This window comes from Fontibacter flavus, from assembly GCF_042432905.1.
In the GTDB taxonomy this organism is placed as follows: Bacteria; Bacteroidota; Bacteroidia; order Cytophagales; family Cyclobacteriaceae; genus Fontibacter; species Fontibacter flavus.
In genome coordinates, this window is the sequence record NZ_JBHLWI010000027.1 from 83,491 (window position 1) to 97,415 (window position 13,925).

Annotated in this window: 14 protein-coding genes; 11 read left to right on the forward strand and 3 right to left on the reverse strand. The window is 41.1% G+C overall.

Annotated elements, in window-relative coordinates; translation table 11 throughout:
• Positions 1-17: 17 nt before the first annotated feature.
• The 9 genes from ACFFIP_RS09645 (at position 18) to ACFFIP_RS09685 (ending at position 8,549) form a co-directional block, all read left to right on the forward strand.
• Positions 18-1,475 (forward strand): pyridoxal phosphate-dependent decarboxylase family protein, encoded by a 1,458-nt coding sequence (locus ACFFIP_RS09645; RefSeq protein WP_382387403.1) that lies wholly within the window; start codon positions 18-20, stop codon positions 1,473-1,475.
• Positions 1,476-1,606: 131 nt separating this feature from the next.
• Positions 1,607-2,773, forward strand: coding sequence for a lycopene cyclase family protein (locus tag ACFFIP_RS09650; protein WP_382387404.1), 1,167 nt, complete (start codon positions 1,607-1,609; stop codon positions 2,771-2,773).
• A gap of 120 nt (positions 2,774-2,893) precedes the next feature.
• Positions 2,894-3,448, forward strand: coding sequence for a DUF4256 domain-containing protein (locus ACFFIP_RS09655; protein ID WP_382387405.1), 555 nt, complete (start codon positions 2,894-2,896; stop codon positions 3,446-3,448).
• Positions 3,449-3,490: 42 nt separating this feature from the next.
• On the forward strand, positions 3,491-4,084 hold the full coding sequence (locus ACFFIP_RS09660) for a Crp/Fnr family transcriptional regulator (RefSeq protein WP_382387406.1): 594 nt from the start codon (positions 3,491-3,493) through the stop codon (positions 4,082-4,084).
• A gap of 71 nt (positions 4,085-4,155) precedes the next feature.
• Entirely contained in the window at positions 4,156-5,034 is an 879-nt protein-coding gene (locus tag ACFFIP_RS09665) for a pirin family protein (protein ID WP_382387408.1), read from the forward strand.
• Between the two features lie 47 nt (positions 5,035-5,081).
• Positions 5,082-5,960 carry a pirin family protein gene (locus ACFFIP_RS09670; protein WP_382387409.1) on the forward strand — a complete coding sequence of 293 codons (879 nt, stop codon included), beginning with the start codon at positions 5,082-5,084 and terminating at the stop codon, positions 5,958-5,960.
• Between the two features lie 47 nt (positions 5,961-6,007).
• Entirely contained in the window at positions 6,008-6,613 is a 606-nt protein-coding gene (locus ACFFIP_RS09675) for a pentapeptide repeat-containing protein (RefSeq protein WP_382387410.1), read from the forward strand.
• A gap of 303 nt (positions 6,614-6,916) precedes the next feature.
• Positions 6,917-7,831, forward strand: a complete 915-nt coding sequence (locus tag ACFFIP_RS09680) for a Nif3-like dinuclear metal center hexameric protein (protein ID WP_382387411.1) — start codon at positions 6,917-6,919, stop codon at positions 7,829-7,831.
• Positions 7,832-7,946: 115 nt separating this feature from the next.
• Positions 7,947-8,549, forward strand: a complete 603-nt coding sequence (locus ACFFIP_RS09685) for a nitroreductase family protein (protein WP_382387412.1) — start codon at positions 7,947-7,949, stop codon at positions 8,547-8,549.
• Positions 8,550-8,612: 63 nt separating this feature from the next.
• On the opposite strand, the gene ACFFIP_RS09690 is transcribed toward ACFFIP_RS09685, so the two are convergent.
• Positions 8,613-9,143, reverse strand: coding sequence for a DinB family protein (locus tag ACFFIP_RS09690; RefSeq protein ID WP_382387414.1), 531 nt, complete (start codon positions 9,141-9,143; stop codon positions 8,613-8,615).
• Between the two features lie 79 nt (positions 9,144-9,222).
• Here ACFFIP_RS09690 and gldD point away from each other — a divergent pair, with 79 nt between their 5' ends.
• Positions 9,223-9,801, forward strand: coding sequence for a gliding motility lipoprotein GldD (gldD, locus tag ACFFIP_RS09695; RefSeq protein ID WP_382387416.1), 579 nt, complete (start codon positions 9,223-9,225; stop codon positions 9,799-9,801).
• A gap of 41 nt (positions 9,802-9,842) precedes the next feature.
• Here gldD and ACFFIP_RS09700 read toward each other — a convergent pair whose 3' ends face one another.
• Complete coding sequence (locus ACFFIP_RS09700; RefSeq protein ID WP_382387417.1) at positions 9,843-11,624, reverse strand: sodium:solute symporter family protein; 1,782 nt, start codon at positions 11,622-11,624, stop codon at positions 9,843-9,845.
• Between the two features lie 220 nt (positions 11,625-11,844).
• Between ACFFIP_RS09700 and ACFFIP_RS09705 the strand changes: the two genes are divergently transcribed.
• Entirely contained in the window at positions 11,845-12,870 is a 1,026-nt protein-coding gene (locus ACFFIP_RS09705) for a phosphotransferase enzyme family protein (RefSeq protein ID WP_382387418.1), read from the forward strand.
• A gap of 184 nt (positions 12,871-13,054) precedes the next feature.
• On the opposite strand, the gene ACFFIP_RS09710 is transcribed toward ACFFIP_RS09705, so the two are convergent.
• Positions 13,055-13,693, reverse strand: coding sequence for a hypothetical protein (locus tag ACFFIP_RS09710; RefSeq protein WP_382387419.1), 639 nt, complete (start codon positions 13,691-13,693; stop codon positions 13,055-13,057).
• Positions 13,694-13,925 lie beyond the last annotated feature (232 nt).

Below are 13,925 nucleotides of genomic sequence, written 5' to 3' on the forward strand. Positions count from 1 at the left end.
TACTTCAATCGCCCACTATGGATCAATTGATCAAAAAAATCAAAGCGCAGGAAGAAATTGCCAATCAGTTGGAAACAGCATTACCGGATAGAGAGCAACTCTTGGAAAAAGTTACGGAATCAGCCAATCAGTTCCTTGAAAACTTGCCGACAGCAAAGGCCTACCAGCAGCAAGAGCCAAAAATGGAATCCTTCTTAATCCCGGAAGAACCGAAAACCATAAAGGAGATCTTAGATATTATCCAAGAAGAGGTATTTGAACCTGGAATACGGGCAGCCTCAGGCGGACATATGGGATACATACCCGGTGGGGGTGTATTTTCAGCCTCATTGGGAGATTTTTTGGCTGCTATTTCCAATGAATATGCCGGAATTGCTTTTGCCTCTCCAGGAGCAGTCGCCATGGAAAATGTCATCATCAACTGGCTGAAAAAGCTATTTTCCTTTCCGGAAAATGCTGTGGGAAATCTGGCCTCAGGCGGTTCTATCTCCAGCCTGATCGCATTGACAGCAGCAAGAGATAAGTATGGAGTAAAAAACCAACACATCCTCCAATCTGTCATTTATATGACCCCTCAGATCCACCATTGTATCCAAAAATCCCTAAGGATCATAGGTTTGGAAGATGTCATCATCCGTTATATCCCGCTTGACAGGCATTATAGAATGGATACTCTCGCTTTGGAAAAACAAATTCATGCAGATAAATCAGAAGGACTTTCTCCTTTTTTGGTCATCGCTTCAGCCGGCACCACAGATGTTGGCGCAATTGATCCCCTGAATGAGATTGCCAATATTTCGGAAAGGCACCGTCTATGGTTCCATGTGGATGCTGCCTATGGTGGTTTCTTTATCCTGACTTCCAAAAAGGATAAATTCAAGGGTATTGAAAGAGCTGACTCCCTGGTAGTGGATCCGCACAAAGGCATGTTCCTTCCATATGGCATTGGTGCTGTACTGGTCAAAGATGCTGATGCTGTCCTCCACTCTAATCTCTACATGGCTAACTACATGCAGGATGCCCTTTCCGAGGATTTGGTCAAAAGCCCGGCCAACGTATCACCCGAACTGACCAAGCATTTCCGAGCACTGAGGATGTGGTTGCCCCTGCAACTTCACGGAATTACACCTTTTATAGCAAGTTTGGAAGAAAAACTTCTATTGACTACCTATTTCAGAAAGCAATTGATTGCCGCTGGTTTTCAGGTTGGCCCAGAACCAGAATTATCGGTCAGTTATTTCTGGTTTCCTTATCCAAAAGATGAAAATGATTTCAACAGACGATTACTGCATCATATCCATGAGGACGGGACTGCATTTTTAAGCTCCACCATGTTAGATGGCAGATTTGTGATCCGGATCGCAATTTTGTCCTTCAGAACCAAACTGGAAACCATTGACAAAGCCATGGGGATGATCCTAGGTTGCCTTGAAAAGACAAAGATGGATTTTAGCCAATCTGAATTGAAACGATAATGCTAGATTTCATTGGCACCTATCGATGATGGGTAAAGAAAAATCCCGATCTTTTGAGATTCCAAAAACACTAGACCTGTAAAAGGGTATTACTAGTAAGCGTTTTTGAATTTACCCTCTTGAAATTGCATATGTCAACAACATACGACTATATCATTGCCGGTTCAGGTCTATCAGGTTTGAGCTTACTGTATGGACTACTCAAAGAAGAAAGCTTACAGCAGAAAAACATCCTGGTCATCGACAATGCCCGAAAAAACCAAAATGACCGTACCTGGTGCTTTTGGGAAAATAAACCCGGGCCTTTTGAATCTTTGGTCTGCCACTATTGGGATACTTTACAATTTTTTTCTCCTGAAGTATCGAAGGAGTTTCGGATGAAATCATACCGCTACAAAATGATACAGTCCGGAGATTTTTATCCTTTTGTACTGAATTTTGCGGCAACATTCAAAAATGTAACTTTTCTGGAAGCACAGATCAAGGATATTTTAGAAGAAGCGGGGATGGCCACTGTAAAAACTGATCAAGGGAACTTCTCGGCAACGTACATCTTCAACTCTACTTCACTCTTCCACCCAAAAATGACAGAGGAAAATACCCTCTTACAGCATTTCTTGGGATGGTACATCCACACGGAGAACCCCATTTTCAATCCAAAGGTAGGCACGTTGATGGACTTTACATTACCGCAGAACCATGGCACTACCTTTATGTATGTGCTGCCAACAAGCGAAAGGGAGGCTTTGGTGGAATACACCTTGTTTACAGAGAGGGTCTTGCCAGAAGAAGAATATCAAGAGGCGCTCCGGTCCTATATGAAGGATAAGCTGGGCATCAGTGATTATACCATTACGCACTCAGAATTTGGGGTAATTCCCATGTCTTTAGCTAGGTTCAGGTCTTCTATGGGTGAAAGCAACAGAATCATCAATATCGGAACGGCTGGAGGTTATACCAAACCCAGTACGGGCTACACCTTTCAGTTCGTGCAAAAGCATATCGGACAAATCATCGCACTTCTCAAGGAAAATCAATCGCCTGTAGTGGTACCAACATTTAGGGAGAAAATGTTTGAATGGTATGACAGGACCTTATTGGATGTGTTGCTCAGCAAAAGCATGAGCGGTGAACAGATATTTACCAGTCTTTTTAAGCGTGTGGATCCTGAAAGAATTTTGGCTTTCTTGGCCAATGAAAGTGGTTTTTGGGAAGAATTCAAAATCCGGAACAGTGTACCTCAGTTTCCTTTTATCTTTTCAGGAATGAAGCAGCTCATGGGATTGGGCAAAAAATAATGGAAAATTTTCTATTTGGGCAACTTCCTTTGATGCTTATGGAAAGTTGAATTGGGACTGATTTGAAGGAAAAACTGGCAAAAAGCCATAAATTGTATTTCTTAATACTCTTTGCCAACGATGAAAAAATTGTCCCCACAACAAGAAGAAGAATACTTGGGAATCCTTCAATCCAGGTTTAACCAGAATCCTCAACGACATCCAAATCTTATCTGGGAACAGGTCAAGACTAGGCTTTTGGAATTCCCTGATAAGCTGAGCAGCCTTTACGACATGGAAAATACAGGAGGTGAGCCGGATGTGGTATCCCAGGATTCTTCCAGTGGTGCATTTGTTTTTTTCGACTGTTCGGCAGAGACGCCCTTAGGACGCAGAAGTTTTTGTTATGATCAGACCGCACTGGATTCAAGGAAGGCCAATAAGCCCCAAAACAGCGCCAAGGCTATGGCAGATATGATGGGAGTCAACCTATTGACAGAAGAAGAATACTTCTACTTACAGACCTTGGGAGATTTTGACACCAAAACCTCTTCCTGGCTCGAAACACCTGTGGAAATCCGAAAAAAAGGCGGGGCCATTTTTGGGGACAAGCGCTTCGGAAGGACATTTATCTACCATAATGGTGCGGAATCTTACTATGGAGTCAGAGGCTTTAGGGCTTCACTTAGGGTATAAAATCTGAATAATTAACATGATGAGTAAACCAACTTTTCATTGATGCAAAACAATTTTTATAAATACCTCAAAGAAAAAGTAATGGTCAAATCAGAGGATTTACCAAAACTGATGGATCTTGTGACCACCAAAGAGGTGAAGAAACATGATTTTTTACTTTCCAAAGGAGAGGTTTGTAAACATGCCTTCTTTGTAGAGAAAGGTCTAATCCGGATGTATTCCATTGATGAAGAGGGCAAGGAGCATATTCTGCAGTTTGCACCTGAGAATTGGTTTGTAAGCGATCGGGAAAGCACCTTTTTTGGCAAAGCCTCCACCTACTTCATAGATGCCATTGAAGACAGCAGGGTGGTGATGTTTGATCTGGAGTTTACAATTAAAGCTTCTGGAATCAGTCCCGAATATAGAAATTACAATGAATACCTCTTGCACAACCATATACGTCAATTGCAGAACCGGATCAATTTGTTGATTGGTGCCAATGCTGAAAAAAGATATTTGGATTTTGTGTCCTTGTACCCGGATGTTCTGATGCGTGTACCCCAATGGATGGTGGCCTCTTATCTGGGTATCACACCTGAAAGCCTTAGCAGGGTGAGAAAGGAATTGGCAAGGAGAAATTTCAAGCCTAATTGACTTCTTAACATAGGTCAATGTACAGGATATTGAACTACCATAAATTTGTATCATATCAACATACAAATCAGATGACAAAGAGAAATATTGAATTGGTAGCAGCTCCAAGAGCACCTCACTATGTTGGGGACGGATTCCGTGTACATAACTTCATTCCAAGTGGATATCGCCTGGACATGAAAAGAATGGATCCATTTATCATGTTGGATTATAATTCAAAATTCTATTTTCCACCCACAGACCAACCTAGGGGAGTAAGTGTACACCCTCATCGTGGCTTTGAAACCGTGACCATTGCCTATAAAGGCAAAGTTGCCCATCATGACAGCAGCGGAGGGGGGGGAATTATCGGCGAAGGTGATGTACAATGGATGACTGCAGCTTCCGGGGTTTTGCACAAAGAATACCATGAAGAAAATTTCAGCAAAGCCGGTGGTGATTTTCAAATGGTACAGCTTTGGGTCAACCTTCCCGCAAAGGATAAAATGTCTGCCCCTAAGTACCAAGGTATAGCCAATGCACAAATGCCAAAGTTTACGCTCCCTGATCAAGCTGGAATCATTGAAGTGATTGCAGGTGAATACCAAGGATTAAAAGGAAGTGCCAGTACTTTCAGTCCCGTGAACATGATGAATGCAAAATTAAATAAAAGCGGCAAAGCCAGCTTTGATTTCCCTTCTCATTTCAATACGGTATTGTTGGTAATAGAAGGCAGCATCACCGTAAATCAGGAAGCAAAGGTACCAACAGATCACTTGGTCCTGTTTGAAAACAATGGCAGTTCATTCGAAATCGAAGCCAATGAAGAGGCAGTTGTGCTCATCCTGAGTGGCGAACCGCTCAACGAACCTATTGCTGCCCATGGCCCATTTGTGATGAACACCCGTCAGGAAATCGTTCAGGCAATTGAGGATTACAATATGGGAAAATTCGGATATTTAGAAGATTGATTGAAGCAGAAGGAAGCAATACATCCATAAACCATAACTTTATCATTATGTCAAATATTTCACTCATTATCGAAGAGCGTGCTGCCAACATTGGAAATTTTCTGGTGGGGCGCCTGTTACCGTTCCGTCAAAAAAGATCCGTAGGCCCTTTTGTATTTATCGATCATATGGGGCCAGTAAAAATGAGTGAGCGTGAAAATCTGGATGTATTGCCCCATCCCCATATTGGGCTGTCTACCCTGACCTTCTTGTTTGAAGGAGCTATAATGCACCGTGACAGCATTGGAACCGAAATGGAAATCAAACCGGGAGCTGTCAATTGGATGACCGCCGGCAAAGGGGTCGTTCATTCTGAAAGAACGCCTGAATACCTTCGCGATACAGACAAGTGGCTTCACGGACTGCAGATTTGGGTGGCCTTACCCAAATCTCTGGAAGAGTCAGAACCCACCTTCACGCATATTGAGGCAGAAAATATTCCCTCTTGGCAAGAAGGGCCCGTCAGCTTCAAACTGATTGCAGGAGAAGCTTTTGGCAAAAAATCCCCTGTTCCGGTGCACAGCAAACTGTATTTTATTGAAATCAAGAGCAGCTCAGGTCAAAAAATCAACATCGGTGATGACCTTTATGGCGAGAGTGGTCTATACATACTAGAAGGTTCGGTAGACATTGAAGGCAATAGCTATGAACCCAAACAAATCCTGATTGCTCATAACAGCAAACTATGTGAGTTTGAAATAGGGGAAAACTCCACAGTGTATATTTTCGGGGGAGAAACATTCCCTGAAGAAAGGTTTATAGATTGGAACTTTGTTTCCTCTAGTAAGGAAAGACTCAAAGAAGCCAAAGAAGACTGGATAGAACAAAGATTCCCTGAAGTCCCTGGGGAAACTGAGTTTGTGCCTTATCCACAACTTAAAAGATAAGCAGATAATCAGGTAAGGTTTTTAGGAATTAAAAACCTTACCTTCGTATGTATTCCCCTATCAAAGCATCCTTTCCCATGACATTTATTGAAAGCAGGACTTTTGAAAAACAGCAATTCCAAGAACAGCCATTGGTTAAAGGAGAGTATGAAAACTGCAGTTTCAAACAGTGTGATTTTTCCAATACCGATATTTCCGGAATCAGATTTCAGGAATGTCAATTTGTGGACTGCAACCTCAGCTTGGCAAAAATAGCCAAAACAGCTTTTCAGGACTGCATTTTCAGCCATTGCAAAATGCTGGGCATCCGCTGGGATCAGTGTGATGAGTTTGGGCTTACTTTCAGGTTTGAAAATTGCCAGCTCAACCACTCCTCTTTTTACAAGACTAAAATCAAAAAAACATACTTTGGACATTGTCAATTACAAGAAGTGGATTTTACCGAATGCGATCTGTCCGGGTCTGAATTTGTTCACTGTGATCTGCTGAAAGCCCTATTTGACAGGACTAATCTAGAAAAAGCAGATTTGAGAACAGCTTCTCATTTTTCCATTGATCCTGAAAACAACCGTATCAAAAAAGCAAAATTTTCTATTTATGGACTTCCGGGGCTATTGCATCAATATGATATAGTACTGGATTCTAATCATTGACAAACTTACAATATCTAAACAAAAAGGATCAACATAATAGACCGATCCTTTTTGTTTCTAAAAACCCCAGGTAATTCCAATTTCCCAAAGCTCTTTGACTGCCAGAAACGATAATAAGGACAACATAGGTCATATTTTGTCTGGCTTCAGTATAAAAATTGGCCATATTGTTTTATATTTTGATGGATGATTATAAGAAGACGGAATGAAAGTGGATAGTCTTCAAGGAAAATCATCTCAAAGAATTTGAATTTAAAATGAATTGACGAAATCAGTTCTATTAGGCTTTAAGAGATCGCAAACATGAAAGAAGAGAAAAACCCATATTCCCCAAGAAGGGAATTTATGATAAAAGCAACAGGCCTATTGGGAACAGGAGTGTTGATGGGATTCCCTTCACTTGCTTGGTCTATTCAAACTGAGAAGCGATATTCCGTCAAAGAGGTCATCGATATCCTGATCAAAGATATCCCGGGGGCTCCTTTTGAAAGGACTGTAGACCATCTCAGGTCAGGCAGTATGGATCAAGAGGTCACAGGAATCGTCACGACCATGTTTCCCACTTTAGCAGTTATAGAAAAGGCCGTCAAGATCGGCGCTAATATGATTGTCGCCCATGAAACCCTTTACTATAACCATCAGGATGAAACGGATTGGTTGGAAAATGATGAGGTTTTTCATCACAAAAAAGCACTTCTGGAAAAGCATCAAATTGCCATTTGGCGATTTCATGATTATTGGCATCGAAGACAGCCGGATGGAATTGCAGAAGGAAACCTGAAAAAGCTAGGTTGGGAAAAGTACTATAACCCTGAAACCCCAAGATTGCTCAGATTACCAGAGGCACAACCCTTACATGCTGTTCTGGCACACATTAAGGCACAATTTGAAATCCCCTCCCTCAAGTTGGTGGGTGATTTGCAACAATCTGTACAAAGTATTTACCTGGCCTTTGGAGCCATCGACAGCAGGATGATCATCGGCGCCATTCAGGAATACCAACCCGATCTGATTCTCAGCGGAGAAACCAGAGAATGGGAAACAGTTGAACGGGTCCGAGATGGAAGGCTAATGGGGAAAAATACCGCCCTGTTGATTTTGGGCCATGAACACAGTGAGGCGCCGGGAATGGAGTTTGCGGCCGAATGGATTCAAAAGAAAATACCGGACATCAAAGTAAGTTACCTGGCTTCAGGAGATCCTTTTCAGTTTATTTGACTGAATTAACATTAATTCCGTCAATTCAAGACTCTATTTAACAATCAACATAGATTGAAACCATTTTTGCCGTTTTTGCATTTTAATACCAATAAGCAAAACTGAAACAATCTTTATGGAAAGACCTGATTTTAATATTGAAGAAGTCAATAAAATTATCCGTGGACGTAGATCCATGTTTGTCGCCCAATTCAAGGAAAATGATCCCGTAGATGATGCCATCATCGAGGAAATATTGGAAAATGCCAACTGGGCACCCACCCATAAACTCACCGAACCTTGGCGGTTTACGGTATTCACAGGAGAAGGCTTGAAAAAACTTGGAGACTTCCAGGCTGAACTGTACAAAGAAAGGGCTAGCAAAAGCGGAAATTTCATCGAGGCCACCTACCAAAAACTGAAAGAAAATCCACTAAAAGCCTCTCATGTGATCATCATCAAAATGAAAAGGGATTTGAAGGCCAATCTTCCTGTTATGGAAGAAATCTCAGCTGTGGCGATGGCGGTTCAGAACATGTACCTCACAGCAGCTGCACATGGATTGGCCAGCTATTGGGGCACAGGAGGCATGACTTTCTGGCCTGAAGCCAAGGAATGGTTGGGCTTGGAAGAAGATGATATGATGATGGGTTATTTTTATGTGGCCAAACCTGCAACTGACAGATGGCCTGCAGGAAAAAGAAAACCTGTTCAGAAAAAAACCGATTGGGTGAGATAAACTCAATTGAAAAAATCAGGCATTGAAATAATCCAATGCCTGATTTTCTCTTTTCTTTTATAATTACAAAGCCCTGAAACGAGGAGGCTCAATACCATGAGAGCGGATATAGGATATTGCTGCACCACGGTGATGGGTAGTATGGTCATCAATCAAAGCCACTACCTGACGTCTTGTTCCCGACATGCCAAAAAACTCAACTGTTTCTCCAAGTTGTTCGGTAGACAATGCAGAAACAGTTCCTTTGGTATAATCATAACAAGCAATGACAAAAGCTTTCAATTCTGCTTTGGTTGCAGGTTTTGCACCCAAGTCAAAAGAAGGCTGTGCGCCATTCAGAAAGTTTTGGCTGATACCAGCTGCAGCAGAGGCAAGGTGAACGATTTGCTCGCTGAAGCTCATGGCAGATTCATGCGGCCTGTAATCCAATAAATCATCAGGCATCTTGTCTACAACTTCCAAGGTAAACTGTTTTCCGTTTTCCCATTTCGCTGCAAATTCTTCCATGGTCGTTTGCGCAAAAGAATTTGCCTGAACTCCCAAACCAAGCATGAGCACTAAAGCCAAGGAGAATAGTTTTGTAATCATTTTCATAATAAACTGATTTTGAGGTGCTTTTATAAATTTGCGATTTCTAGGCCTCAAATCAAACGATTTTGATAAATTTGAAGCCATGTCAATTAAGTCTAACAAGTTTATTTTCATTTTGTTCCTCCTTTTCGGATGTGAAGGTGATTATCTACCCAAACCCTTGGGGTACAATAGAATTGATTTGCCAGAAAGAGCATTTATAGATTTGGAAGAAGGAAAGCCTTATACTTTTCAACATTCCGTACATGCTTTGATAGAAGCTGATTCCTTCAATTTGGCCGAAACAGCATGGATAAACCTCAACTATCAAAGTCTTGGAGGGAAAGTTCACCTGACCTACTTAGAATTGGATACTAAAGGAAAAGATATCAAAACGGTCGTGAATGATGCGATCAACCTGACAGCCAAGCATCAGATCAAAGCCTATGGGATTGAAGAATCTATCATGATGACCCCAAAAGGCTACACCGGAGTAGCCGCTGAACTGAGCGGGGAAGTACCCACACAGTTTCAGTTTTTTGTGACGGATTCTACCAAGAACTTCCTAAGAGGGGCTCTTTATTTCAACACCGCCATGAAAAACGACTCCCTTGCCCCTGTGATCGAATACATCAAAGTCGACATGGCGCATTTGATCAATACGCTGGAATTTAAGAATTAGGCAGTCTTTGGATTTAGCTGAGTTTTTCCTTTCTGAAAAGACTACCTTAACCGAATATTCTTCCAATTCTTGATGATGATGATTCCGCCCAGAATAGCCACAATAGAGGCAATGCTGGCATAAAGTGTTTGACCATAAATCCAGAACCCAACTGCGAATAGCGCTGCATAGACCATCACTGAACCTGTCAGCATCAAGCCAATATCCAATGGCAATTGACCTTGTTCCTGCTGCTCTTGTGGATATTTGTTCAATAAATTTTTCCACCCTAAAGCTGCTGGTCTGACTTTTCTATAGAAAGAAAGCAAGACCTCATCTTTTTCAGGCTTTGTAAATAGGGTTGCCAAAACCCAGCCCAAGGTAGTGATACCCACGCCATACAATAATTTTAGGTATTCCTGATGCCCTGGAATTTCAATAATGCTCAATTTTGGATTGATGACTTCGAAGAAAATGGCCACCACAAAGGATATAATCATCGCCGCAATTTCTGTGTAGGCATTGATCCTCCACCAAAACCAGCGTAAGATAAAGATCAGGCCAGTACCTGCACCAATCTGTAAGAGTATATTGAAGGCTTCCAAAGCAGAAGAAAGTGCCAAAGCCAAGAAGGCTGCCAAAACCATCAACAAAACTGTGGAAATCCTTCCCACAGCTACCAATTCCTTGTCACTGGCTTCTGGCTTGAGAAACCTCTGGTAAAAATCATTCACCACATAGGAAGAGCCCCAGTTGAGGTGTGTGGACAAGGTGGACATGACCGCAGCAATCAAAGAGGCAAGGACAATGCCGATCAATCCAGTGGGCAAGAAAGTGAGCATGGCAGAATAAGCCAAATCATTACCTAATTTATCTACCGGGATATGTGGAAATGCTTCCTGCATATCAGAAACTTGCGGAAATATGATCAAAGAAGAAAGTGCAATGATGATCCAAGGCCATGGCCTCATGGCATAATGGGCAATGTTGAAGAACAATGTTGCTCCAATCGCATTTTTCTCATCTTTGGCAGATAGCATCCTTTGGGCGATATAGCCCCCACCTCCAGGCTCGGCACCAGGATACCAAGTAGCCCACCATTGAATAGCCAAAGGCATGATCAATAATGGAATCACCAAGTTCCAATCATTGAAGTCAGGTAGAATATTTAGTTTGTCTGAGACATTTGGATGCGTGAGCAAATTGTTCAATGAACCGATTTCCGGCATGTCCAATACATAAATGGCCGCACCGATTGCACCGGCCATCGCAATGAAAAACTGGAAAAAGTCTGTCAATAAGACTCCCTTCAAACCCCCAAGTGAACTGTAAATTACGGTAACTACAGATGCCAACAACAATGTTTCCCAAGGTGCAAGACCTAGCATGACTCCCCCAATTTTAATAGCTGCCAAAGAGACAGTTGCCATGATCACCACATTGAAAAACACCCCCAAATAAATGGCCCGGAAAGCCCTTAGAAATGCCGCTGGCTTGCCACCATAGCGCAGTTCATAAAACTCCAAATCCGTAGTCACTTCTGACCTTCTCCATAATTTGGCATAGACGAATACGGTCAGCATACCGGTCAACAAGAACGCCCACCAGACCCAGTTACCGGAAACCCCATTAGTCCTGACAATGTCTGTCACCAAATTTGGTGTATCCGCGGAGAAAGTGGTTGCCACCATGGAAACCCCCAATAACCACCATGGCATATTCCGGCCGGAAAGAAAGAATTCCTTGGCAGAAGTACCCGCTTTTCGGGAAGTCAAGACGCCAATGAGCATGGAAATCACAAAAAAAGCGATGATAATGCTCCAGTCGATCAGGGAAATATTCATAGGTTATGGGTTATGTCAGTGAAATCTTGGCCTAAGTTTCTAAATTTTTTTATTTACTTAGCAAAACTTATTCAATATTTTTCACTAATGTAAATAATTAATCAAGAATTGCAAAGTAGGGTTTTTAAAATTGGAAAATATTGCTGTGGATAGAATTCAACCCTCATTATTCTCTTTGTTTGGAATGCGCTACATTTGTACAGCACTTAGAAATAAACCTATGCAGTCTTTTTCGTGGTTACCCGAGGTAAACCGATTATATGGATTTCAAATTACTGAAAACAAAATCAGGCCATTTGGAGATGGTCATATCCATCAGACCTTTTTGATTGATTGGGAGGACAAAAAATTTATTTTGCAGCGTTTCAACCATCAGGTGTTCCAATTCCCTGAAAGGATTTCACATAATCATGACATCCTGATTCGGGAAATTGATCCAGAAAAACTGCCTTTTATTTTGCCACTTCCCATACCCAATATGCATGGCGAATTATTTTCTGTGATCGATGGGCAATATTTCAGGTTAGCCCCATTTGTAGAAGGTAAATGTGTGAATGAGGTAGATTACCCCCATCAAGCTTATTTGGCGGCAAAAGCATTTGCTCAGTTTATCGTAGCTGGAATCCACATCAAGGCCTCCTTACTGCAAGAATCCATACCCAATTTCCATGATCTTCAATTGCGTTATCAGCAACTTTTGCAATCAGTAAGCAGCACCCAAAGACAGGTGAAAGGTGAGCTAAAGGAATTGGTGGATTTTTATCTGGATCAGAAAAAATTGGTGGAGGAATATGCATTATGGAAAAGTAAACTCCCGTTGAGGATGACCCATAGTGACACCAAAATCAACAACCTGATCTATGCTGATGATTTTTCCAAAGTCAATGCGGTGATTGACCTGGATACCATCATGGCCGGCTATGTCTTTTACGATTTCGGGGATTTGGTCAGGACGGTAGCCTGTACAGAAGGCGAATCCTCCCAAAATTGGGAAAACATCAAGGTGGACATGCCCAAATATGCAGCCTTATTAAAAGGTTTTCAGGAAGTAGGAGAAGGTGCTTTCACCAAAGAAGAAATACAATCCCTGCCCTATGGCGGCCAAATGATGACCTGCATCATGGGCTTTCGATTTTTGGCAGATTACCTCAATGGTAATGTCTATTACACCATCCACTATGAAGAGCAGAACCTTCACCGGGCGAAGAATCAGATGTTTTTACTAAAGGCCTTGCAAAGAATATAAGCCCGTAACATATCCTTTACTGAGTGATTTTGTAAATTCATCCTACTTAAAACAAATAGTAATTGTATTTTCCCCTATAAAATCAAACTATCATTAACTGCAGGTCAATAGGATTTCAAATTCTACTTAAAAAAATAAGGCGTAGTGGTAAACTACGCCTAGAAGAGATGTTCAAGAATTGAAATTACTCGATTGAGATATTTATTGGATTCCCATCTACAAACCTAAGATGAAGTTCGGATTCACTGTCTACGATCTTAAATCTAACATGATCATATGCCTTTGGAGAGTAATCTATAAAGTTTTGCTTAAATGGATCTCCAGGTAAATTTCTAGCAGCGTAGCTTTTGGGGAAATTGTACTTAATGAATTTTATATCTAGATTTATCAATGGTTGCCCTTGGAAGGTAAAATCATCTAAGTCATCAAAACTGATTAAAAGGGTGCCAGAAGATGAAACACTCACCCCATTCTTTCTCTCCCAAAAAAAGGTTGATGATTCTTTATTTTGGTTGTTCAAGTTATCAATGATTGTTTCCCAATCACCTTTTCTTAATTCAAAAACAGAGTTATCAAAAATTTTTATATCATTATTATCAAGTACATTAATGTCTTGAGCTATTTTTTCTAATTCTGCTGCATCAACTATTTCTAACCAAATAGGAGCATCACCCCATGTAACAACCGGAATATCGATATCACCTCCATCTCCTGCAAACTCAAACCCTTCATTCAAATTTTCCTGTCTTGTATCAATTTGTTGATTACAAGAAATGCTGAAAACTGCAGCAAAAATTAAGTAAAGAAAGCTTCTATATTTCATAACCTTTGTTGTAATAATAAATCTGACAAAATTTTAATTGTTCGCAAATAAAAAAAACCTTACCATCAATTTTTCAAAGAATTTTTAGTAAAAAAAAATAATAAATATTAATGCCGTTAAGTTAAGGAATGTGATTAAATAGATTTGTAATTCATTGAGTATTTCAGTTTAGCTCTGAATTTCCGCTTGAATACCTGGTTTCTTCTTGAATATTCTATTTTGGAAGCGATTT